The organism is Ensifer sp. 1H6 (genome assembly GCF_001976035.1).
Lineage (GTDB): Bacteria > Pseudomonadota > Alphaproteobacteria > Rhizobiales > Rhizobiaceae > Ensifer > Ensifer canadensis.
Map to the genome: position 1 here is coordinate 101,913 of NZ_MOAI01000020.1, position 21,961 is coordinate 123,873.

Consider the following 21,961-nt stretch of genomic DNA (forward strand, 5'->3'; position numbering starts at 1 on the left):
TTGTCGCACGGAAGTAGACAGTGCGAAGGCGAAGAAGTGCACGGCGGGGGCCAGCGGTTCGTCCGACAAACTCGGGGAGAGGCGCTCCGCCTACACCGACCGGGAGAGAGGCGTCCGCACGTCGGTGTCCCTTACCGCTGGCCGTCGCCTCATGCTGCCGCCAGCACCATGTCGCTCGAACGACGCGCGTTGCTGACCGCGAACACCAGCATCGCCAATGCCGAGATGACCGCCGGAAATGCGAAAATCAGGAAGTTCTGCTGGATCGGAAATTCCTTCGCCAGCAAGAGGCCGCCAAGTGTGGGTCCGACGATTGCGCCAATGCGTCCGATGCCGGAGGCCCAGCCGAGCCCCGTGGAGCGCACGGAGAGATTATAGAGTTGAGCCACGCTGGCATAGAGCAGGATCTGTGTGCCGATCGTGGTGGCACCGGCGATGAACACCATCAGGAAGAGCACGCCGGCAGGCGGATTGAAGCCGATGAGCGCGATCGATATCGCGGCTGCGGCGAAGAAGCCGACCACGACCTTTGGAAGCCCGAACCGGTCACCGAGCCAGCCGCCGGCGACTGCCCCGATCATGCCGCCGAAATTGAGAGAGAAGAGGCTCAGCAGGCTGGCCCTTTCGGCATAACCGGCTTCCTGCAGCACCTTGGGCAGCCACGAGGACAGAAGGTAGACCAGCAACAGGCAGCAGAAGAAGGCCACCCAGAGCATTGCCGTGCGCAAGGCGCGCTGATGCCGGAAGAGCTCAGCAACGGAAGCGGCGGCCCCCTTCGTTTCGGTAAAGGTCAGCGTGTCGCCGGCGGCGAGACGCGCGGACGGCGCGATCTTCGCATAGATCCGTTTCGCCTGCTCCTGCCTGCCCTGGCGGATGAGGAAACCGAGCGACTCAGGCAGTTTCCACAGAATGACCGGAAGCATGAGTAGCGGGACAGCGGCGATGAAGAACATCGGCTGCCAACCAAACTGCGGAATCAAGCCGATGCCGAGCGCCGCAGCAACCATTCCGCCAACCGAGTAACCGGAAAACATCAAGGCCACCATGGTGCCGCGAAGGCGCTTCGGAGCATATTCGTTCATCAGCGCCACCGCGTTCGGCATCAAGCCGCCGCAGCCGAGTCCGGCGATGAAGCGAAAGATCTTGAACTCCGTCGGCGTGTTGGCAAAGCCGGTCAGGAGGGTGGAGACGGTGAAGAGCAGGAAGCTGATCGCAATGCCCTTCTTGCGACCGATCTTGTCGGCCAACGGGCCGAAAAAGAGAGCGCCGAACATCATCCCGAACAGCGCCCAGGCCTGCAGTGCCCCTGCCTCCGGCTTGCTGAGCTGCCACTCCGCCATGAGGGTGGGCAGCACGGTTCCGGCGACGAAGACATCGTAGCCGTCGACGATCAGCAACAGGGCGCAGAGGCCGACCACCGTCCATTGAAAGCGTCCGACCGGATTGTTGTCTATGGCTTCATTCACATCGATAGCGCGCATGTTCGCTCCTCCACGAGTCGTTACGCAGGTCAGTCTTTGAATTTCAGCCGAGGTCTCCTCCGGCGACCGGCAGCACGTTGCCGGTGATGTAGGACGCCTCGTGCGAGGCGAGAAACAGGATCGGCGCTGCTTGCTCGTCGATCGTGCCGTAACGTTTCATGAAGCTCGAATGCTTCACCTGCTCCGCGACGTCGGCCATCCAGCCCTGTTCCGCCGCCGTGTCGCCAGTGGCATTGCGGGGGATGCGACGCGGCGGTGCTTGCGTGCCGCCGGGGGCCGTGGCGACCACGCGGATGTTGCGCTCGGCGAGCTCCATGGCCAGCGACTGGGTGATGGCGTTCACGCCGCCCTTTGCTGCCGAGTAGGGCACACGATGGATGCCGCGCGTGGCATTCGAGGACACGTTGACGATCGTTCCGCCGTCGCGCTCAAACAGATAGGGAAGAACGGCATGGCAGCAGTAAAGCGTCGGCATCAGGGACCGGCGGATTTCGGCGTCGATTTGTTCCGGCTCGAACTCCGAATAGGGGCGCATCCGGATCGCGCCGCCGACATTGTTGATCAAGATATCGATGCCGCCGAATTTTTCGCTGGCAAAGCGCATCGCCGCCGCGGCACCGTCATAGGTCTCGAGATCGGCGCTGAAGGCCACCGCATCCGCGCCCTTCACTTCCGCCGCCACGTCGGCAACGAAGGCGGCGCGGTCGACGAAGACCACCTTACCGCCCTCCTCGGCGGCGCGTTGCGCCACGGCGCGGCCGATACCCTGCGCGGCGCCCGTGACGACCAGCACCTTGCCCGCGAAACGGTCCGTGAAGCGCGCGGTGCTCATGCGGCCTCCTTCGCGACCGCGTTCGGTGTGAACTTTTCGTAGTGGAAGCTGTTGGGCATGACGCCGTTGTCGTCGAAATGTTTGCGCACGGCATCGACCATCGGCGGCGGACCGCAGAGATAGACGTCGACATCACCGCCGTTGAGCGCCTCGGCCGGCATGTGCTGGGTCACCCAGCCCTTACGGGGATGGCTGGAGGCCTCCTCTGCGACCACGGTGGTGTAGGTGAAGTTGGGCAGCCGGCCGGTATAGGCCTCCACCTCGTCCACGAGGACCAGGTCCAGATCGCGGGTCACGCCGTAGATCAGGTGGACCTGCTGCTGCGAATGTTCGCGGGCCAGTAGTTCCAGCATGGAAAGGAACGGTGCCAGCCCCGTCCCGCCGGCCAGGAACAGGAGTGGTCGTTCGACCTTGCGCATATAGAAGCTGCCGATCGGGCCGATCAGGTCGAGTTTCCCTCCCGTTTCGGCGCGCTCGAGCCAGGTGCTCATCACGCCGCCCGGGATCTTCTTGATCAGAAAGCCGATGCGCTTCTCGCCGGGCGCGGTGCTGAAGGAATAGGAACGGTGCTGGCCGCTGCCCGGCACGTCGATATTGACGTATTGGCCGGACAGAAAGGCGGGCGCATCGCCGTCCACGTCCAGTTCCAGCACGATCGCCGCATCGTTGTGCGGTACCACCCTGGCGACTGTGGCGGCAAAGGTCTGCTGCCCGGTCTTGCAGGCGACGGAGGTCGTCGGCACAGCAATGACGCAATCCGATGTCGGCTTCATCTGGCAGGTAAGGATGAGGCCGGTCTCCGCCTCGTCCGCGGTCAGCGCATCGTCGATATAGTCGTCGCCGAGGTCGTAGGAACCGCTTTCGGCGCGACACTTGCACGTGCCGCAGACGCCGTCGGAACAGTCCATCGGCAGGTTGATTTTGCTGCGGTAGGCAGCATCGAGCACCTTCTCGCCGTCCTTGCAGTCGATGAAACGGGTAACGCCGTCCTCGAAGTTCAATGCGATGTTGTAACTGGCCATGGAACCCTCCTCAAAAGTTTCCTGCCCGCCCGGCGACGCTCGTCAGATGTGATAGACGTCGATGACCTGGCGGATGTAGTCGTTCTTCAGCACGATCTTCTTGGCTGAAATCAGCAGCTGGTCGCCGCTGCGGCGCAGCGTGACGAAGATGGTTCCGAAGAAGTGATCGGTGACCTTGTAGCGGTGGTTGAGTGTGTTGAAGTTGTAGCGGACATCCACCTCCTCGCCGCGCTCCTCCAGCACCTCGACGTTGGTGACGCTGTGGCTGGTGCGCGGCTCCGGCGTCGATGCGCCGGACCGCTCCGTCTTGATCCGGAAGACCCGGTCTTCCAGGCCCTCGCGGCTCGGATAGTAGATTAGCGAAATCTGCGAATGCGGATCCTCGGTGATCTGATCATCGTCGTCCCAGGCCGGCATCCAGTAAGCCACGTCCTTCGCATAGCAGGTGAGCCACTGGTCCCATTCACGGTCGTCCAGCAGGCGTGCCTCCTTGTAGAGGAAGGCGCAGACGCTTTCGTAGGTGATGCTCATGCCGCGACCTCCTTGCGCTCGCCTGCGAGCGCCTCTCGCATCACCCTCGCCCAGTATTCGTGCTGGCGCACGAATAGGCCCTCGTCCTCGCTGCGCTCGCCGGAAAGCAGCGGATTCATTCCCATCTGCCTGGCGTTGTCGTCCGGACCTTCGATCCACAGTGGCGCGCCACGCGACATGTCGTTCCAGAGCGCGGCGATACCGGCATATCCAGCCTGGCAGGCCCGGAATTCCTCCAGGTCGTCGGCCGTACCCATGCCCGAGACGTTGAAGAAATCCTCGTATTGACGGATGCGCAGCGCGCGGTTCTCGGCGCTTTCGCCCTTCGGCGCGAAGCAGAAGATGTTGATCTCGGTCCTGTCCACGCTGATCGGCCGCGTGACGCGGATCTGCGTGCTGAACTGGTCCATCAGGAAGACGTTCGGATAGAGGCAGAGATTGCGGGTCTGGTTGACGATGAAGTTCGCCCTGTCCTCGCCTACACGCGCAGCAATCTCCTCGCGCGCGCCGTAGACGGGGCGCACCTCAGGATTCATCGTTCGGGTCCACAGCAGGATATGGCCGTTTTCGAAGCCGTAGACGCCGGCGGTGGACTTGCTCCAGCTGTTGGCATCCACCGCTTTGGTACCTTCCTCGGCGCGGCGGCCCATGGTCGCAGCGTAGTTCCAGTGCACGGAACTGACATGGTAGCCGTCGCAACCGTTCTCCATCTGGAGCTTCCAGTTGCCGTCATAGATGTAGGAGGAATTGCCACGCAGCACTTCCAACCCGTCCGGCGCCTGGTCGACGATCTGGTCGATGATCACCCTGGTTTCGCCGAGATAGTCCTCGAGTGGGGCGACATCAGCGTTCAAGCTGCCAAACAGGAAGCCGCGATAGTTCTCGAAACGCGCAACACGCTTCAAGTCGTGCGAGCCGCTCTGGTTGAACTGCGGTGGATACTGGGTCGTCTTCTCGTCCTTCACCTTGAGCAACTTGCCGGTGTTGGAAAAGGTCCAGCCGTGGAAGGGACAAGTGAAGCTGCCCTTGTTGCCGTGCTTACGACGACAAAGCATGGCACCGCGGTGGGCGCAGGCATTGATTACGGCATTGAGTTCGCCGGTCTTGTCGCGAGTAATGACCACCGGCTGGCGGCCGATGTAGGTGGTGTAATAATCGTTGTTGTCGGGGATCTGGCTCTCATGGGCGAGATAGACCCAGTTACTCTCGAAGATGTGCTTCATCTCCAGTTCGAACAATTCGGCATTGGTGAAAATGTCGCGCCGGCAACGAAACACGCCGGCCTCCTTGTCATCCTGCACCGCAGTTGCAAGCAACTGGTCGAGGTCATGGGCTTTTTCGATAATCACAGACATGGATCTTCTCCCGCTCGCGGCACACCTCTTCCCGTGCGGCCGCTGCAACAATGCCGAATTCACAATGTTCGGGGTGGCGGCCTCTCTCAGCCGCCACAGCGGCTTACGCCGCGGCGCGCTGGCGCTGCTCGTTGACCTGATTGTCCACGCCGTTCACGAGCGCGGTGAGATGAATGTCGAATTCAATCTCGGCGAACGGACCGGTGAGATTGTTTGCCTTTATCCTGGCATCGTCGGTGCGTTCGATGATGGCCGGAACGAGACCGTCGCGGGTTGCGTAGGCAAAATCGTCGTTGACCAGCGGATCGCCGTCGATATTGATCTGGGTGGTCAGCTTGCGGTGGCCGTCGGCACTGATGAAGAAGTGGATATGTGCCGGACGCTGACCATGACGGCCGAGCGCCGAAAGCAGCTTTTCGGTCGGGCTGCCCGGAGGGACACCGTAACCGTGCGGCACGATGCTCTGGAACTTGTAACAGCCCTTCGCATCGGCGATGATCGTGCGGCGCATGTTGAACGGCGCCTGTAGTCCGGTCGGGTCGAAGTGTGAGTAGAACCCGCGTGTGTCACAGTGCCAGACTTCGACGGCAGCGCCCGGTAGCGGCTTGCCGCCGGCGTCATAGACGGTTCCGTGCATGATCAGCGTATGGCCGTTGGTGTCCCTGCCGTCGTCAAGACGGGCAAATCCTTCCGAGGACGGGGCTCCCGCCACATAGAGCGGGCCCTCGATGGTGCGCGGGGTCGGATTCTTGATGCCGAGCGCTGCGTCAATTGCATCGAGGCGCTCGTCGAGGAAATGATCGAGGCCGAGACCGGGCGAGATCAGACCCGCCTGTCCCGAAGCACCGAGTTCGTTGAGCCAGGCAATGCCGGTCCAGTATTCGTCAGGAGTAATGTTGAGGTCGTCGATTGCCTTGAACAGGTCGGACATCACCCGATGAACGATCTGTTTCATGCGCGGATTGCCGGTGTCGCTATTCAAGCCGCTCAGAACCTTCAGGAAGTCCTGCACCTCGGGCTTGTCGAAAATCTTTATATCCATTGCCATTCTCCTCCTTCTTGGATGTTGCGAAAGCCGATCGAGACGCCCGCCATCCCGGCGCAACGCCACTCCTTGCTCAGCTGTCGTCGTCGCGGATCGACGACGGATGCCGCACCAGCGGCGTGACGGTGATCGTCATGAACTTGAACAGGGGCAGACCCGACAGGATTTGGTGCAGTTCGTCATTATCCCTCACGTCGAAGATGCTGTAGTTCGCGTACTCGCCAACGATCCTCCAGATGTGGCGCCATTTGCCGCCGTGCTGCATTTCCTGCGAATAGGCCCGCTCCTTGGCGACAATATCCTCCACCTCCTCCGGGGCGAGGTTTCGCGGGATGCTGACATCCATGCGAACTTGAAACAGCATGGTCTGGCTCCTCTACTTCGCGATGCTTACCGTCTTGCGCAGTCCATCGCGCTGGAAGAACCTGACGCGGTCTTCATCCAGCGTGATGCCCAAGCCGGGTCCATCGGGAATGGTCAGTTGGAAGTCGCTGTAGTTCAGCGGGGCCGCGAGGATCTCCTCGGTCAATAGGAGGGGGCCGAACAGTTCCGTGCCCCATTGCAGGTTGGCGAAGGTGGAAAAGGCATGTGCCGATGCGACCGTACCGAAGGCGCCTTCCAGCATGGTGCCGCCGTAAAGTTCGATCCCGGCGGCATCAGCGATCGCTGCCACGCGCAGCGCATTGAACAGGCCACCGCTCTGCTCGACCTTAACCGCAAACACGTCGGCGCCGTGGACCCTGGCGATCTCGAAGGCCGATTCCGGGCCGTGCAGGGATTCGTCTGCCATAAGCGCCACGGGAAAGCGGCGCATCAGGCGCGCCAGCCCTGTGGCCGATGCGACCGGCTGTTCGACCAGTTCGCAGCCGGCATCGGCCAAGGCTGCCAAGCCATAGACGGCCTCGGTCTCGCTCCAGGCCATGTTGACGTCGACGCGCACTGCGCCGCGGTCGCCCAGCGCACGCTTGATCGCGGCAACATGGGCAATGTCTGCGCGGATCGGCCTTGCGCCGATCTTCAGCTTGAAAATGTTGTGCCGGCGGATGGAGAGCATTTGTTCGGCTTCGGCGATATCCTTTGCGGTATCGCCCGAGGCAAGCGTCCAGGCGACCGGAAGGTGATCGCGCCGACGGCCTCCGAGAAGTTCGCTGACTGGAAGCCCGAGGCGCTTGCCGTGCGCATCAAGCAAAGCGGTTTCGACGGCACTTTTGGCAAAACGGTTCTCCTTGACCATCTTGCCGAGCCGCGTCATCAGCGCTTGCACCCGGCTGGCATCCTGACCGACCATCACCGGCGCGAAATAGCTATCGACGGCCAGCATCATGCTTTCCGGGCTCTCGGCGCCATAGGCCATACCGGCGATGGTAGCACCCTCGCCGATGCCGACGATACCGTCGCTGCAGTGGATTTTCACAAGCATCAGCGTCTGGCCGGTCATCGTCGCCACAGAGAGCTTGTGAGGACGAATGGTCGGAAGATCGACCAACAGCGCCTCGATCCGCTCGACGGTGGGAGCAATCCGGAAGGCAGTGGGCAAGGGTGCGGAGATCGTGTTCATGGCGGACATTAAGCCACCGCGACCTCACCTCGTCCAAGACCGTTTACGTTTTGAATAATACCTTTAAGATATGGAAGACTTGGAGAAGGCTGCACCGGTGCTTCTTTTGCAATGCAACATACCTAAACTGCGATGGGATCGCCTGGAATGGACCTTCGTCAGCTTCGCTATTTCATCGCCGTCGCCCGGGAGCGCAATTTCACCCGCGCTGCCGAAATGCTCCACATCGCACAGCCGCCATTGAGCCGACAGATTCAATTGCTGGAAGAAGAACTTGGCGTCACGCTCCTCACCCGCAAGAGCCGGCCGGTGCGACTGACCGAGGCCGGACGGCTGTTCTACGAACAGGCGATGCAGGTGCTCGGCCGGGTCGAACAGATGAAGGAGGCGACCCGACGCGTCGGTCTCAATCAGCACAGTGTGTTGTCCATCGGTTTCGTCGCCTCGACCCTTTACGGCGGTCTGCCGACGCTCGTGCGAAAGCTGCGCCAGCATGCACCCAATCTCGATATCCAGCTGCTGGAACTGATGTCTATGCAGCAGATTCAGGCGCTGAAGGAAGGTCGTATCGACGTCGGCTTCGGTCGCGTGCGACATGCAGACCCAAGCGTTGCGAGCATCGTTCTGCGCCAGGAGCGGCTGGTGGCGGCAATTCCGCAGGAAACTGCGCTTGCCGCCGACACCGCACCGCTGCCGATGAAGGCGCTCCTTTCCCAAAACCTGATCGTCTACCCGAAAGAACCCCGCCCGAGCTTCGCCGACCAGGTGCTGAGTTTGCTGCATGACCACGACGTGCGTCCGCCCGAAGTCCAGGAGGTGCGGGAAATCCAGACCGCATTGGGCTTGGTCGCTGCCGCCGCCGGCGTCTGCATAATCCCGTCCTCGGCTCGACAGATGCGCAATGATGTCCACTATCGGCTGCTGGAAGGCGAGCACGCCACCTCGCCCGTAATCCTGAACCACCGTGCAAACGACAACGGGTACTATATCGACCTGATCAAACAACTCATCCAGGAAATGTACGCAGAAAATCCGCCATGGCTGGCGCTCGAGCACAATCTGCCGTTTCGGCCATCTTTTTCCAAGTAGCCCAACCCACGCACCTTTCTCATACTTGATCCAGCAGGCACAACCGCATCGGTGGGGCTTGCGGCCATCGTCTACGCGAAGGCGCTCGGTCTTTCCGTCATTGCGTCGACGCGATCGCAGCAGAACCTCGCTCGCCTGCGTGAAGTGGGGGCTGATCATGCAATCGTCGATACCGGCGAGCCCTCGACTTTCGCTCCAACCCCAATAGGCGTTTCACCTTCCAGAGCGCGGTGCTGAAGCCAGCCCGTGCTCTTGCAGTTTCCAGTTCTGGCCAGAGGAGATCAAGAAGCTTTTCCCTGCGATGATGCCGGTTCGGAAAAGTGAAAAGGTAGGACGCCAGTCGCTTGCCGTCCGCGCCGAGCCCAGCTTGCACGCTCGCTCTACCCGTCTCCACAACGAAAGGTCCCAGTAAGCGAACCTGTACCATGACCTTGACCCGAGTTTGGTTGAACCCTCCGGACGCAGGACATCAGTTGGGGAAGCCTCGCCACCTTCAAGTTAATGCGTCGGTTGCTATTTCCTGGCTCTGGCAACGGCCAACTCAAATATCGCCTTCGCCTGTCGAACCCGTCGTGAGCAAGCACTTCCGGCCGCCGCCCAGCATCAGTCGACACCTCTATACTAAAGTAGAAGGGCAGCTATCCTAAGTTTTGTCAACAATACCAAAATGACACATAAGCAACCGTGAAGTTGCACGACAGTTATCGTTTGCTCCGATGCAGCGCATTGTGCTTAAGGTAACACCTAGGTGCCCCCTGCGGAGCCGAGGTGGTGCGATTTGTCGACACGGCTCTCGTGCCATTGCGATGATCAAGAGCGGACTGCTCCGATCCGCTGGCGCAGCCCAGTTCTGCGAACAGATTTTGTCCGATGGATCGCGGGTCGTAGCTGTGAGCGATACTGACGCGCTATTGCAAGCCCGATGCCACCGCCAACACCGATGCCGGCATTCGCAGACTTGCTGCGCGACCGCAAACCGTTCGACGCTTCGGCATTTTCGAGCTTGATGTTCTTTGCCGGTCGAAAGGCAGGATGTCTCCTGCTTGAAGTCCTTGGATTGTTCGGCGCCGATCAGGGTCGGTGACCGCCATATCCCATCAATTGACGCGTATAGTCGTCCGCCGGTGCCAGGGTTACCTGTTCCGTGGAGCCCGCTTCGACAACACGACCAAAGCGCATGACGACGAGCGTATCAGACACATGCCGGACGACCTTTAGATTGTGTGTGACGAACAACATCGACAGCCCGAACTCCTGCTTCAGATCAGCCAGTAGATTGAGGATCTGTGCCTGAACGGAAATATCGAGCGCAGACGTCGGTTCGTCGAGAATGAGCAGCTTGGGATGCAAGACTAGTGCTCTGGCAATGGCGACGCGCTGCGCCTGTCCGCCCGAGAGCTCTCGTGCTCGACGGGTGAGGAAAGTGGCGGGCAACCCGCAACGCTCAAGCATCTCGGCGGCGCGATCTCGCAGTTCCTTGAGCGGCACGTCGGCCTGTGCCGTCATCGGCTCGCCTAGGATTTCGGCAATGGTCAGGCGCGGGCTGAGCGACAGGAAAGGGTTTTGTGCCACGACGCCGATCGCACGGCGACGCTCGCGAAGGACCTGTTCAGGCAAAGCCAGCCAATCCTCGCCCTCAAGCCGAATGGTGCCGCTTTCGACCGGAACAAGCCTGAGGATCGCCCGCAGCAGACTGCTTTTGCCCGAACCGGATTCGCCGACGAGGCCAAGCGTGCTGCCGGTCGGCAGGTCCAGGCTGATCGCGTTTACGGCCGGTGACGGCGGTGCCGCGAACAAGCCCATCCGGCGATAGCGCACCACGAGATCGCGGATCTGCAGCAGCGGCTCATCCATGGTGCGGCTCCAGGTGGCATGTCCAGCAATGGTTTCCATCATCCCGCTCCGGCGGCTTCGCTTCATGACAGACTGCCATGACGCGTGCGCAGCGCGGAGCGAAAGGACAGCCCTCGATCACGGCAAAGGGGGGTGGAATGTGACCTTCGATCGACGCCAGCCTCTCGCCCTTAGCCACTGCATCCGGCAGAGCGGCGAGCAAAGCCCGTGTGTAGGGGTGGCGTGGTGCGGCCAAGAGCACGCTCATGCGCCCGGTCTCCACCGTGTGGCCGGCATAAAGCACGGTGGCGCTGTCGCAGCATTCGGCTACCACATCCATGTCGTGGGTGATCATCAGCACGGTCAGGGCGCGGTCGCGGACAAGGCGCTTCAATAACGCCAGCACTTGCGCGCCGACCGTCACGTCGAGTGCGGTGGTAGGCTCATCGGCGATGATGAAGTCGGCGCCGGTGGCAAGTGCCTGCGCGATGATCACACGCTGCTGCATGCCGCCCGAAAGCTGGTGAGGATAGCTCTTCAGAACCCGTCGCGGATCGGGAAGGCCGGTGGCAGCCAGCAATTCCTCGGCGGCCGCGCGCCGCTGGAAGCGCGGCAGACCGCTGTGACTTTTCAGCACGTCGTCCATTTGCCTGCCGATCCGCAGCACCGGATTGAGGGCTGCAGCCGGATCCTGCGAGATCATGGCAATGCGCCGGCCGCGCAGGCTTTTGGCGACATCGATAAGGTTCAGTCCATCGAAGCGAAAGGTATCGGCTGAAACACGCGCGCTTTGCGGCAACAGGCCGAGCAGAGCCATGCCGGAAATGGTTTTGCCACAGCCGGATTCCCCGATCAGACCATGGATCGTGCCGCGTTCGATCGACAGGTCGACGTGACGAACGGCATGGATCGGATTGTGGAGGCTGCCGAAGTGGATCGACAGTCCCTTGATTTCAACGAGCGACATCGCCCTGCCCTCCATCGTCGCCACGCAGTGCATCTCCCAGCACCGAAAAGGCAAGCGCCAGCACAAAGATGGTCACACCCGGGGCGGCGGCATACCACCAGCGCAGAGGAAAGAAGGCGCGACCGGCATTGACCATCTGCCCCCAGTCGGCTGTCGGGGGCAGGATGCCGAGGCCTAGAAACGACAGCGCCGATGCTGTCAGCAGCGCCGGACCAAAATCGAGCGCCGCCTGGACGGCGAGAGGCCGGATCGTACTCGGAAGGATGTGCCGCAGCATGATCGTGCCGTGCGAGACCCCCATTACCCTTGCGGCTTCGACATAGGGTTGGCCGCGCAATACCAGCACTTCGGCGCGCGCCAGCCGCGCATACCACGGCCACCAGGTGACGGCGACCGCCACCGTAGAGTTGACCATGCCCGGCCCCATGGCCGCGGCCATCAGCACCGCCAAGAGAAGCGCCGGGAATGCCAGGAAGACGTCGGTGACGCGCATCAGGCAATCGTCGATCCAGCCGCCGAAATACCCCGCCAGCAGGCCGACCGGCAGGCCGATCACCAGCGAAAGGGCGACGATCAGGATACCTGTCGTCAAGGAGACGCGTGCGCCGTAAATCACGCGGCTGATCATGTCGCGCCCGAGATGATCGGTACCCAGCCAATACTCGGCCGACGGCGGCATCAGCTTGTCTGTGATGTTGGGAGTACCCAACCCTTGCGCCGGGAACGGCGCGACGACAGGCGCGAAGATCGCCAGCAGCGCAACGAAGATGATGACGAATAGGCTGATGGAGCCGGCCCAGCCCAGGCGCTTGAGAAGATTGCGCATCACAGGGCCACCCTCGGATCGAAGATCGCCTGTGCCAGGTCGATCATGAGGTTCATGGCAACATAACAGATCGTTACCACCAGAGTTGCAGCGGCTATCACGGGAAAGTCCTTCGACAGGATCGCCTCGGAGACGTAGCGGCCAAGCCCCGGCCAGGCGAAGATGATCTCGACCAGCACGGCGCCGGTCAGCGCATAGGCAAAGCTCAGCCCGACGACCGTGAGTGCGGGGCCGATGGCATTCGGCAATGCATGTCCGAACAGGATGCGTGAGCCCGATAGGCCAAGCGCACGGGCCGCAACGATATGCCGTCGCTGCAGGATCTCGATCATGGCCGACCGGGTGAGCCGCATGGCGACGCCGGCGGGATAGCTGGCAAGCGTCAAAGCCGGCAACACGAGATGCGACAAGGTATCGAAGAAGGCGGCAGGGCGCCCGGCCAGCAGCGAATCCACCAGATTGAAGCCGGTGACCGATGGCAAGGGCGCAAGCACCGCGAACTCCTTGGAGAGCCTGCCCGAGAGCGGCAGGATGCCGAGCCACTGCGCAAAGAAGGCCTGCAGCAGCATGGCCAGGAAGAAGGTGGGCATCGCCACGGCGGCAATCGAGCTTAGTCCGCCCAACCGATCGAGCAGCCCGCCGCGCCCGGCTGCCGTCAGCACCCCGGCAGGCACGCCGATCAGCAGTGCCAGCACCGTGGAGAAGACAGCGAGCTCCAGCGTCGCCGGCAGAAAGACGGATAGGTCATCGGCGATCAACCGACGCGTCTTGTAGGAAACGCCGAATTCGCCGGTCGCCATGCTGGCGGCGAAGGAAAAGAAGCGTTCATGCAACGGCGCATCGAGCGCCAGCACCTTGCGCGCTGTCTCGATCTGTTCAGCCGTCGGGCGGGGACCGGCATAAAGTGCGGCCGGATCGGACGGCACCACCTGAGCCACGACGAAGACCAGCAGAGTGACCCCCAGCACGACAAAGACCGAAAGAACCAGGCGTCGTAACAAATAGCGCATCAGGTGCATGACGCTTCGCTCCTGCCCTAGCGGCTCAGTTGATGGACGAAGGTCACATGGCCATAGGCGGGATTGTCGGCGTAGTTCTTGATATCGGCGCGGATAATGTGGACGTTTGGCTTGTCGACGACAAACACCGCCGCCGCCTCGTCGATCACCATGCGCTGTGCCTTCTTGAACGACACCTCGGCAGCACGCCTGTCGGTTGCCGATAGCGTGTTCGCCTCGTCAATCAGCTTGTCGAATTCCGGATTGGCGTAATAGCCGAGGTTGAAATTCGGCGCTGTCTCGGAATGGAAGAGATTGAACAGGTAATCGTAAGGCGTGACGAAGGTCGGCCACCAGTACATCAGGAAAATATCCTGCCCTGCGGCGGGATCGGCCTTGGCCAATTGCCACTGCGCCTCCCAGGCCATCGGCTGCAGTGTCAGCGTAATGCCCAACTGCTCGAGATTGGCTTTCCAGAGTTCGCCGGCCAGCGCCTCGAGCGCATCGCCCGTCGCGTAGGTGAGCGTCAGCTCCAGTCCGCCTTCCACAATGCCCGCCTCCGCCAACAAGGCCCGTGCCTTGTCGAGGTCCGTTGCCGGGATCGGGGCCTCCGCATCATGCCCCCAGATACCAGGCGGAATAACACCCTTGGCGCGGGCGCCAAGACCGGCGGTGCCGGCGGCGATGACGTCGTCATAGGGAAAGGCGATCGAGAGCGCCTGACGCACCTTGACGTTGTCGAGCGGTGCGCGGCGCGTGTTGTACATGCCGACAAGCGTTTCAAAGGACGGGTTGGCCACGACGGCCAGTTCCGGACGCTCCTTCAAGCTTTCGAGATTGTCGTAGGGGATGCCGAAGGTCCAGTCGGCCTCGCCGCTTTCGAGCTTGCTCTGCGCCAGCACCACGTCTTCGATGATCTCGAAGACGACCTTGTCGAAAGCGCCCTCAGACCACCCGCCCCAATAACCCTCGTTACGGGTGAGGATCGCGCGCTGGCCGGGCTCGTAGAATTCGATCTTGTAGGGCCCTGTGCCGGCACTGTTGCCGGCGTTGAACCAAGCATTGTCCTTGTCGATCGAGGCGGGGCTATAGATCCAGGCGGCAAAGCCAGCTGCCGCAGTGATATCCATGGGCTGCGCCGTCGATAGGCGCATGATCACCGTTGCGGTGTCCGGCGTCTCGATCGTCTCGACCGGCGCCCAGATGAACGAGGCGCCGCCGCCGATCTTCTTGGTCCGTTCGATCGAGGCTTTTACCGCCTGTGCCGTCAACTCCGCACCGTCGTGAAACTTGACGCCTGGACGCAGGCGGAAGGTCCAGGTCAGGCCGTCCGGCGAGGCCTGCCAGCTTTCGGCCAGCAACGGCTCCACCTTGGCCTGCGCACCGTCGCGCGCCGGAATGTAGCGCGTCAGCGTCTCATAGGTGTTGGCAAGCACTGCACCGTCGTTCGAAAACGAAGTGGCGGGATCGAGATCGGGAAATCCCGCGGGATAGGCGAGCGTGAAGATGGACGTGCCATCGGCGGCGATTGCCGGTCGCCCCCGCAGGACAGGCATTCCGGCGCCCAGGGCAAGAGCAGCAAAGCCGGCAGTTTTCAGCAGATCACGACGCTTCATCACAGTGCTCCCACGGGAGCCGAAAGGGTTTCTCGCTCCATCTGTTTGTCGTTGACATAGGCATGCACGGGCTCAGCCGCGTTCGGCTCGCCCACCGGCTCGAAATCGAACGCGTAGCCGAAGGCGCGTGGCCCGACGGACGCAAGCGCCCGCTCGGTTCGCAACAGGGCCGGCGACGGGATCGCGATGACGCTGACCCGCAAACCGTAGCGCTGCTCCTCCGTGGCGATCGGCCGCCCTGTCTCGCTGTCGACCATGCAGATCAGGTCGGGGACCATCGCCAAAGTGCGGCCGTCCTCGCACGCGACCAGATATTCGTTCTGGATATCGACCTCGACCGAGCGACCCGAGAACGCCCCCAGCCCGGCGATCGTCATCCGCCCGCGCACGAAGCCGCCCTCGATCTTGCGGCCGATATCGATGACCTTGCCCTGCAGGAGCAGCGTCCCGCCTTCCAGGTTCAGCACGGCAGCCACCGGGTCCGTCTTGGCGGCACGTGCCGCAAGGACAGCGTCACCGAGCCGCCAGGCCTGGCTCACCGTGTGTGGAACGCCGAACCGGCGCACGAAATCGCCGCTCATCGGCGCCGTGCACATGTGCGCGGTGCACCCCATCGCGATCGTTCCGGCACGCATCAGCTTTTCCAGCATTTCCGGACTGGTCGCCTGCGTGACGACAAGCACGTTTCCGGATGCATCGGCCAGTGCGGAAGGCGCGGAGGGATGACCATTGATGAAGAACGTGGTCATCTGCACTTCGGGAAAGGCACGCCCCATGCCATCGGCATCGACGACCGGAATGTCGAGTTTTGCCGCTGTCATCATCGGCGAGATGCCGTTGGCGCCGCCGATCTCGTCGGCTATGACGGCGTCGATCCGGCGCCCGATTAAGGCTTCGACCGAGCGCAGTACCCGCATGCCTTCGTCGCCCTCGTCCATCTTTTCGATGCCGACCGTCGGCGCGCCGATACCGCCGAGCGCCAGGACCATGGAATCCGGTGCCAGGTCGGCCGGGCGGACCACCCTGATCCGGCGCCCCTGCCGAAGCTGATCCTTGGCCATCAGCGCACCGAGATAGGGGCTGCCGCCGCCGCCTGTGCCAAGGATGCCGGCGCCAAGCGCGATCCGGTCGATATCGGTTTCCTGCAAGTCCCAGAACTTCATGGGTTGAGATCCCCCACCACCTTGGCCGCGATCCGCATGGCATTACCGGGCAGATAGGAGAGCGGCGTTTCATCGATTTCGGCGAGCGTCACAGTGTGTTCGGCCGCCCCTGCCTCGACCGCGCGTCGGCGCGCCTCGGCGATAACGCCATCGAGCGCCGCCTGTCGCGACTGGCCGTCGAGCGATACGATGTTGTCGACCTCCCCGGAGACCTGGGCGATCGCAGCACCGATGGCGTTGGCCGAACCGAAGTGGTCAGGCCGCAGCGAGACGTTGGTTCCTTCCAGGAGACCATCGATCAGCACCGAGCCGCCACCGACAAGGATCGCCGGAATGGGCTCCGGACCCGGCTTCATCTGATCGACAACCACCTCGACATCGCTCTTCATCTTGGCAAGTACGGCGGCCACCATTGCAGCGTCCAGGTGCTTCAATCGGGTCTTGTCTCCGAGATCGGCAAGCCCGGCCGCAACGGCGATATCGGTTGCAGTCAAAGCGTCGCCGCCGAAGCAGAGTGCCTTTTCCGGCAGACGGAAGCCCACAGATTCCGGCCCGATGCGCAATCCATCCTCGTCGCGCACGAGGCTGCCGCCGCCGAGGCCGAACGAGAACACATCGGGCACTCGGAAATTCGTGGGCACGCCGGCAATCGAAGCGCCCTCGCCGCGACTGCGCGGGAAACCGCCGATCAACATGCCGATATCTGTCGTCGTGCCGCCGATATCGATGACAACCGCATCCTTCAAACCGGTGAGGAAGGCCGCACCGCGCATGGAGTTGGTCGGACCGGAAGCGATGGTAAAGACAGGAAAACGTTCGGCGTAGTCAGCCGACATCAAGGTGCCGTCGTTCTGGGTGAGATAGAGCGGGCAGGAAAGGCCGAGATCGCCAAACGCCTGACGGAAAGCCGCGATCGTCTCTTGGCCGAGATGGTGGAGGCTGGCATTGAGGATGGTCGCGCTCTCGCGCTGCAAAAGGCCGGTTCGGCCGATGCGATGCGACAGGCTGATCGATGCGCCGGGCAGTTCCGCGGCAACGATCGCCGCCGCCTCAACCTCCATGCGGGAGTCGACCAACGCGAACACAGAGCAAATGGCAATTGCGCTGATACCTCGCTCGCGCCAGTCGCGGCAGGCTTGCCGGATCGAGTCCGCATCAAGCGACGCGATCGCCGAGCCGTCATAGTTCACGCCACCGCCCACGAGCGCGGCGCCGCCATCGACGACGAGCCTGAGATCCTCGGGCCAATCAATCATCGGAGGCAGGGCGCGCGTGGCCGAGCCGCAAAGCCGCAGCACGCCGGTGCGCTGCAGACGGCGCCGCTCGACCAGCGCGTTGAGAAAATGCGTCGTGCCGATCATCACGGCGCCGACCTGATCGCCTGGGATGCCGGCGGCGAAAAGCACCGACCGGATTGCGCGCGAGACGCCATCGGTGACGTTCTCGGTCGTTGCCGTCTTGATTGTCGCGAGAACCTCGTTGCCCCGCAGCAGCGCCGCGTCCGTGTTCGTTCCCCCGACATCCACACCGATGCGCAAACGCTCCATCATTTCGTCCTCCTGGTGCGGCGCCCCGCCCCGTTTGGCTTCGGCTCGCGCTGGCTGAGTGCCGTCGTGCGCGTGCCGTAGATCTTGTACATCCTGAGGATCATGTTGGTGACGACCCGGTGCACTCCGGGGATCTTGCCGATCGTGCCCTCGGTAAATTCAAATAGTTCGGCGTTGGTGTCGAAGTAGACCGACGCCGCCAGCGCGTAGCGCCCGGTGATCGCGGCGAGATATCCGACCTCGTCATACTCGCCGAGTTCGGCGGCGATTTCGTCGATCTTGCCGGGCTCGACCTCGATCAACAGTTCAGCCTGCACGTCACGACCAATGGCTGTCGGGTCGGGAATGGCGCCGATGACGATGTGGCGGTTCTGCAGGAGCGCGGCAATGCGGTTGCGCACCGTGCGCTCGGAAACATTGCCGATGCGTCCTGCGATTTCCGATGCGGACAGCCGCCCGTCTTCGGTCAACATTGAAATGATCGTTCGGTCTAGATCGTCCAGATCGTCTCGGTTTGTCACGAGATGCCCCTCTATTAGCGCGTGACAGAGAGCTTAAGTTCCGTTTCGGGATCATGTCAATTTAATTTTCTTCCGAATCGGCATGGCAATCAGTATTTTTGCCGATACGGCCTGATTTTTTGTCACTCAGATCACATATCGGCACTGCCTGTGGCAACGAGCGCCTGGTCGAATGAGACGCACGCTGCCGTTTGAAGGGATATACGGGTGAAACAATTGAAATGAGCGTACCAGGCGCCGGCAGCAACGCGGCCAGAGCCAGTTCGCGCGCAGCTTGACCGGTTAAAAGCCTCGTCTCTCGGAGGCTCAGCATAGCGACGGCCGACGGCCGGGATCCGGGAAGCCTAGGCCCGGCAAGCCGCTCCGGTAATCGATCCTGGAGGCCCCCGTACTCCGCGACTTTGGCTTCGATGAGATCTGGAAGGGCTTTCCCTTCGCGCTGTTTCGCGATGGATCCGACCTTTCGAAGATAGCGACTTCAATGGTTTGTTCGACCCTGGCCCCGGCACAGTCACATAGATCATCGTCCCCTGAGGACTTTGTCCGACGATCGGCCCGCAGCCGGGGCTGCGGGCCGCTTTTTCGCGCACGCAAGATCTCTGTACGCGAACGCCAGCGTGTAGCGCACACGATGCGGCGGGAAGCTCAGGGCACGGACAATGCAGATCTCGAAGCTCGCGTCCAATCAGACATCCGCGACAAGCTCTCTGACCGCGATCTTTAGAGGGAGGCGTGCTGGATCTCTTCTAGGAATCTGAGGACGCAACGCCTCTTGAGCCACAAGAGCGAGGGGTTCATGAGTCGGTCCGTTGCCAGCGCGATGTCTGCCAACAACATGTTAGTCGAACGCGGTAATCCGATGTGCCCCGCCGAAAGCAGTGCTGCCCGGGAAAACGAAATACATAAGCATGCGTTTAGATCCCATACGCAACAAGATGCAACGCCGACGTCAAACGACTGCCGGCGCTGCGTTGACGAGGATCTATTCGGCCTTTGCCTCGATATCGAGCCGCTCCAGGAAACCTGCCGGATCGTCGGAGGCTGTCATCAGTTCAACCGCACCAATGCCTGCGGCGTCCTTCGATTTGACAGACAGGGTGAATGTCCCCGCTTTTCCCAGGAAAGTTGAGACTGCCCCGGCGACACTTTGAAGCTTCGGCTGATCGGCCACGAACTGCTGCAGCATGGCGGATCCGACCAGCACCAGCATGCCGCGCGCCTGCTCCGCCGTCATGCCGTTTTGCCGGGCATACAAAGTCAGCGCCTTGTCGAAGAGCCCTTTGTCCTCGATCCGGAGCTTCAATTCCCGTGCAGTAACGTCGAGTGCTGCGGTTTGCATGCGTATCGTGTCAGCAGAAAACAAATCGTTTGAGACGCCGGCCAAGACACCAGACAGCGAAACACTGCCCATCCCTTCGCCCCCAAGGGAGATATCCTTGATGACGAAGCTTTTGCCCGCTTCGTCCCAATGTCCCTCAACCCCTGCCGACAAGGTAAGCTTGTCGTAGCCGAGCTTTCGCAATTGCTCAAACGTCTCGTCCTTGGCGTCTGGCGGCATCGGGACACTCAAGTCCTCGTAGACAATACGAATATCGGTAGGAATGCCGTTGTACGGTTTGCCGAGCGCGGCTTCATAGGATTTCAGCGAAAATTTCACGCGCTGCGGAACGAGCGATGCGATGTCCGTCGACATTGTTTCAGAGGCTTCAACATCACCTGCATCATCGTTGAGCGCAGTCTGAGGAAGGGCATCGTCACCGGCACCGTCCACAGCGTCAGGATCTCTTGCCTGATCGGCAGCATCATCCGCAATTTCGGCGGCGGCCACATCTGCCGCAGCGTCTGCGCCATCATCGATGGCCGAACCGCCCTTGTCCGCGTCAACCGGTACAGCTGAGACTTCGGGCCCGGCGTCCGCGCCCTCAACGGCGACATCGCTGCCTTGGCTGCTATCGCTGGGATCGGGCGCGTCGATTGCCGGTGCAGCGGTTGCAGCATCCAGAAGATCGTCAGACGTCGTCTCGCTCGGCGCCGCGGCCTCGTCATCGACCGCTGCGATCTCTTCAACGTCGGCCGGCCCGCTCGGCAGATCGACATCGAGACCGGCAAGCCGGAATGTCCCGAACTCGGGCAGCAATGTGGAATAGGCAAATTCTTGAGCCTGATCTTCGTTCAAAACAAGGAGTTGTTTCAACGCCTCCATTGTCGGGTGCCAGGAAAAACCGCTGACGCTGGCTTCAGCGAGCCGGAAATGATCATCGCCTTCTTCCATCGAGATCCCGTTGAGGCTCGCGTTCACTTCGCGCCCGTTCAGGTGAAGCGACGTGCGTTCGACATCAAGGCTGATCTGCTTGCCACTGTCCTTGCCCGGGGATTTGACTTTGAGTCCAAGCAATTGGATATCGCCCTGGCCAATCATATCGGGCAGGGAGAGAACCTTCATGTAAAAGGCGTTTCGTTCGGCAGCAGGCAATTCTTCGGGGGCTTTGACCGAACGCAGCATGTCCAGCGTGTCCAAAAGCGGCTCAGCCGGCATACGAATGCTAAGACCATTGCTGCGCAACTCTCCATATTGGAAGCTGCCCTCGCCTATTGTCTGAGTGACATCCTTGATCGACAAGGGGCCGTAAAGGGCCTTGGCCTGCGTGTCCTGTGGCCCGGCCGCTTGCGTGTACAAACGTGCGGCATAGGCCACGTCCAGGTCCTTACCGGTCATCGCCCCAAACGAGCCGTTCATGCGCGCGTTTTTCGTCTTCCCGTCTTCAGTCGCCTCAGCCACATGCATGTCCAGGCTGGCATTGGACGAGCTGTAGCGTGCTACGCGGCCATCCCTGATATCCTCGAGCGCGATGTTTTTGTAGACGATCCTGTCTTCATCCCCCTCAACGATCTTGGTCATCGCGACCTCGGGCAGGAAGATGCGATTGGCCTGGAAGCGCTGGATACGCTCCGGCAAGGACAGACCGCTCTTGTTTGCGAATATCTCGGCGACCGTCTGACGGTCGAAATTTGGCTGCTCGACACTCGCGCGCGGCACAGCGATTTTGTAGCCCGCAAGCTCGGCGCTCAGGTTGGCGATCTCGAGCTCGGCATTCAGGAAGAGAAATTTTGGGCGACCGTCGATGCCGGCGATCTTTGCGCTAAGGCCGCCCTTTAGCGGCAGCATCACGTCACGCAGATGAAATCGGCCGAGATAATCCACGTGGACGGAGCCGACTGTTCCCCCGCGCGCTGTGATATGCTGCTTGACGCCGCGCTCCAGCGTGATCTTGTAACCCGTCGCCCCGGCAGCCAGCACCGCCACAAACGCGGCGCTCAACCACAGCGCCTTGCGCCGACCTTTTCCTGTGACCGATTTTACCTGTTCCAAATCATCCATCCTTTCACCGCCTCCCTGTGTGACGGCGACTTTGCGACCGACATCACGACGGTCCATTGCAATCACTGCGAAACGATTGCCTTTCGACATCAGACCGTCCCGAAATGTTTCGTTGAAACCGCTGCAACCGCGACGTCGCCTAGATGCGCGCTAGGCCACTAACCGGAATGAAGGCAGATGAACTGGCAACATGCTACG

At 61.7% G+C, this 21,961-nt stretch carries 18 protein-coding genes and 1 pseudogene; 2 read left to right on the forward strand and 17 right to left on the reverse strand.

Annotated features, from left to right (window positions below; translation table 11 throughout):
- Window positions 1-149: 149 nt before the first annotated feature.
- The 8 genes from BKP54_RS22430 to BKP54_RS22465 all read right to left on the reverse strand — a co-directional run bounded on the left by BKP54_RS22430 (window position 150) and on the right by BKP54_RS22465 (window position 7,824).
- Window positions 150-1,481 (reverse strand): MFS transporter, encoded by a 1,332-nt coding sequence (locus BKP54_RS22430; protein ID WP_084814988.1) that lies wholly within the window; start codon window positions 1,479-1,481, stop codon window positions 150-152.
- Window positions 1,482-1,524: 43 nt separating this feature from the next.
- Window positions 1,525-2,313, reverse strand: coding sequence for a benzoate diol dehydrogenase BenD (benD, locus tag BKP54_RS22435; protein WP_084814989.1), 789 nt, complete (start codon window positions 2,311-2,313; stop codon window positions 1,525-1,527).
- On the reverse strand, window positions 2,310-3,335 hold the full coding sequence (gene benC / locus BKP54_RS22440) for a benzoate 1,2-dioxygenase electron transfer component BenC (RefSeq protein ID WP_025429566.1): 1,026 nt from the start codon (window positions 3,333-3,335) through the stop codon (window positions 2,310-2,312). The genes benD and benC overlap by 4 nt, the downstream gene beginning before the upstream one ends.
- 42 nt (window positions 3,336-3,377) lie before the next feature.
- On the reverse strand, window positions 3,378-3,866 hold the full coding sequence (gene benB / locus BKP54_RS22445; protein WP_025429567.1) for a benzoate 1,2-dioxygenase small subunit: 489 nt from the start codon (window positions 3,864-3,866) through the stop codon (window positions 3,378-3,380).
- Window positions 3,863-5,221: a Rieske 2Fe-2S domain-containing protein gene (locus tag BKP54_RS22450; RefSeq protein WP_084814990.1), complete on the reverse strand. Its 1,359-nt coding sequence runs from the start codon at window positions 5,219-5,221 to the stop codon at window positions 3,863-3,865. The genes benB and BKP54_RS22450 overlap by 4 nt, the downstream gene beginning before the upstream one ends.
- A gap of 103 nt (window positions 5,222-5,324) precedes the next feature.
- On the reverse strand, window positions 5,325-6,263 hold the full coding sequence (catA, locus tag BKP54_RS22455; protein ID WP_084814991.1) for a catechol 1,2-dioxygenase: 939 nt from the start codon (window positions 6,261-6,263) through the stop codon (window positions 5,325-5,327).
- A 76-nt stretch (window positions 6,264-6,339) separates the two neighbouring features.
- The gene (catC, locus tag BKP54_RS22460) at window positions 6,340-6,630 is read right to left on the reverse strand and encodes a muconolactone Delta-isomerase (protein WP_025429570.1); all 291 of its coding nucleotides are present in this window, start codon (window positions 6,628-6,630) and stop codon (window positions 6,340-6,342) included.
- A 12-nt stretch (window positions 6,631-6,642) separates the two neighbouring features.
- A complete protein-coding gene (locus BKP54_RS22465) occupies window positions 6,643-7,824 on the reverse strand; it encodes a muconate/chloromuconate family cycloisomerase (RefSeq protein ID WP_051509306.1) in 1,182 nt (393 codons plus the stop codon).
- Window positions 7,825-7,971: 147 nt separating this feature from the next.
- On the opposite strand from BKP54_RS22465, the gene BKP54_RS22470 reads away from it, so the two are divergent.
- Window positions 7,972-8,913, forward strand: a complete 942-nt coding sequence (locus tag BKP54_RS22470) for a LysR family transcriptional regulator (RefSeq protein ID WP_084814992.1) — start codon at window positions 7,972-7,974, stop codon at window positions 8,911-8,913.
- 1,071 nt (window positions 8,914-9,984) lie between these two features.
- On the opposite strand, the gene BKP54_RS22480 is transcribed toward BKP54_RS22470, so the two are convergent.
- Genes BKP54_RS22480 through BKP54_RS22515 form a run of 8 tightly spaced genes read right to left on the reverse strand, consistent with a single transcriptional unit; the run spans window position 9,985 to window position 18,384 of the window.
- Window positions 9,985-10,806 (reverse strand): dipeptide/oligopeptide/nickel ABC transporter ATP-binding protein, encoded by an 822-nt coding sequence (locus BKP54_RS22480; protein WP_198956865.1) that lies wholly within the window; start codon window positions 10,804-10,806, stop codon window positions 9,985-9,987.
- Entirely contained in the window at window positions 10,760-11,713 is a 954-nt protein-coding gene (locus tag BKP54_RS22485) for an ABC transporter ATP-binding protein (RefSeq protein WP_158071721.1), read from the reverse strand. The genes BKP54_RS22480 and BKP54_RS22485 overlap by 47 nt, the downstream gene beginning before the upstream one ends.
- Window positions 11,700-12,539 carry an ABC transporter permease gene (locus tag BKP54_RS22490; RefSeq protein ID WP_025429575.1) on the reverse strand — a complete coding sequence of 280 codons (840 nt, stop codon included), beginning with the start codon at window positions 12,537-12,539 and terminating at the stop codon, window positions 11,700-11,702. The genes BKP54_RS22485 and BKP54_RS22490 overlap by 14 nt, the downstream gene beginning before the upstream one ends.
- Window positions 12,539-13,558: an ABC transporter permease gene (locus BKP54_RS22495; RefSeq protein WP_084814995.1), complete on the reverse strand. Its 1,020-nt coding sequence runs from the start codon at window positions 13,556-13,558 to the stop codon at window positions 12,539-12,541. The genes BKP54_RS22490 and BKP54_RS22495 overlap by 1 nt, the downstream gene beginning before the upstream one ends.
- A 17-nt stretch (window positions 13,559-13,575) precedes the next feature.
- Entirely contained in the window at window positions 13,576-15,153 is a 1,578-nt protein-coding gene (locus tag BKP54_RS22500; protein ID WP_084814996.1) for an ABC transporter substrate-binding protein, read from the reverse strand.
- The gene (locus tag BKP54_RS22505; protein WP_084814997.1) at window positions 15,153-16,316 is read right to left on the reverse strand and encodes a DUF917 domain-containing protein; all 1,164 of its coding nucleotides are present in this window, start codon (window positions 16,314-16,316) and stop codon (window positions 15,153-15,155) included. Before BKP54_RS22505 ends, BKP54_RS22500 begins: the two co-directional genes overlap by 1 nt.
- Window positions 16,313-17,866, reverse strand: coding sequence for a hydantoinase/oxoprolinase family protein (locus tag BKP54_RS22510; protein WP_245317886.1), 1,554 nt, complete (start codon window positions 17,864-17,866; stop codon window positions 16,313-16,315). Before BKP54_RS22510 ends, BKP54_RS22505 begins: the two co-directional genes overlap by 4 nt.
- Window positions 17,863-18,384, reverse strand: a complete 522-nt coding sequence (locus BKP54_RS22515; protein ID WP_280951670.1) for an Lrp/AsnC ligand binding domain-containing protein — start codon at window positions 18,382-18,384, stop codon at window positions 17,863-17,865. Before BKP54_RS22515 ends, BKP54_RS22510 begins: the two co-directional genes overlap by 4 nt.
- A gap of 583 nt (window positions 18,385-18,967) precedes the next feature.
- Here BKP54_RS22515 and BKP54_RS36695 point away from each other — a divergent pair.
- Window positions 18,968-19,108, forward strand: a pseudogene (locus tag BKP54_RS36695) (transcriptional regulator); the annotation flags it as partial.
- Between the two features lie 258 nt (window positions 19,109-19,366).
- Here BKP54_RS36695 and BKP54_RS22525 read toward each other — a convergent pair.
- Window positions 19,367-21,853, reverse strand: a complete 2,487-nt coding sequence (locus tag BKP54_RS22525; protein WP_084814999.1) for a hypothetical protein — start codon at window positions 21,851-21,853, stop codon at window positions 19,367-19,369.
- Between the last annotated feature and the right edge of the window lie 108 nt (window positions 21,854-21,961).

Excerpts from the sequence above, each read along its gene's own strand:
- BKP54_RS22430 (WP_084814988.1), bottom strand. The coding sequence starts at position 1,481 with ATGCGCGCTATCGATGTGAATGAAGCCATAGACAACAATCCGGTCGGA.
- BKP54_RS22485 (WP_158071721.1), bottom strand. The coding sequence starts at position 11,713 with ATGTCGCTCGTTGAAATCAAGGGACTGTCGATCCACTTCGGCAGCCTC.
- catA (WP_084814991.1), bottom strand. The coding sequence starts at position 6,263 with ATGGATATAAAGATTTTCGACAAGCCCGAGGTGCAGGACTTCCTGAAG.
- BKP54_RS22465 (WP_051509306.1), bottom strand. The coding sequence starts at position 7,824 with ATGAACACGATCTCCGCACCCTTGCCCACTGCCTTCCGGATTGCTCCC.
- benD (WP_084814989.1), bottom strand. The coding sequence starts at position 2,313 with ATGAGCACCGCGCGCTTCACGGACCGTTTCGCGGGCAAGGTGCTGGTC.
- BKP54_RS22480 (WP_198956865.1), bottom strand. The coding sequence starts at position 10,806 with ATGGAAACCATTGCTGGACATGCCACCTGGAGCCGCACCATGGATGAG.
- benB (WP_025429567.1), bottom strand. The coding sequence starts at position 3,866 with ATGAGCATCACCTACGAAAGCGTCTGCGCCTTCCTCTACAAGGAGGCA.
- BKP54_RS22450 (WP_084814990.1), bottom strand. The coding sequence starts at position 5,221 with ATGTCTGTGATTATCGAAAAAGCCCATGACCTCGACCAGTTGCTTGCA.
- BKP54_RS22525 (WP_084814999.1), bottom strand. The coding sequence starts at position 21,853 with ATGTCGAAAGGCAATCGTTTCGCAGTGATTGCAATGGACCGTCGTGAT.
- benC (WP_025429566.1), bottom strand. The coding sequence starts at position 3,335 with ATGGCCAGTTACAACATCGCATTGAACTTCGAGGACGGCGTTACCCGT.
- BKP54_RS22470 (WP_084814992.1), top strand. The coding sequence starts at position 7,972 with ATGGACCTTCGTCAGCTTCGCTATTTCATCGCCGTCGCCCGGGAGCGC.
- BKP54_RS22505 (WP_084814997.1), bottom strand. The coding sequence starts at position 16,316 with ATGAAGTTCTGGGACTTGCAGGAAACCGATATCGACCGGATCGCGCTT.
- BKP54_RS22510 (WP_245317886.1), bottom strand. The coding sequence starts at position 17,866 with ATGATGGAGCGTTTGCGCATCGGTGTGGATGTCGGGGGAACGAACACG.
- catC (WP_025429570.1), bottom strand. The coding sequence starts at position 6,630 with ATGCTGTTTCAAGTTCGCATGGATGTCAGCATCCCGCGAAACCTCGCC.
- BKP54_RS22495 (WP_084814995.1), bottom strand. The coding sequence starts at position 13,558 with ATGCACCTGATGCGCTATTTGTTACGACGCCTGGTTCTTTCGGTCTTT.
- BKP54_RS22490 (WP_025429575.1), bottom strand. The coding sequence starts at position 12,539 with ATGCGCAATCTTCTCAAGCGCCTGGGCTGGGCCGGCTCCATCAGCCTA.
- BKP54_RS22500 (WP_084814996.1), bottom strand. The coding sequence starts at position 15,153 with ATGAAGCGTCGTGATCTGCTGAAAACTGCCGGCTTTGCTGCTCTTGCC.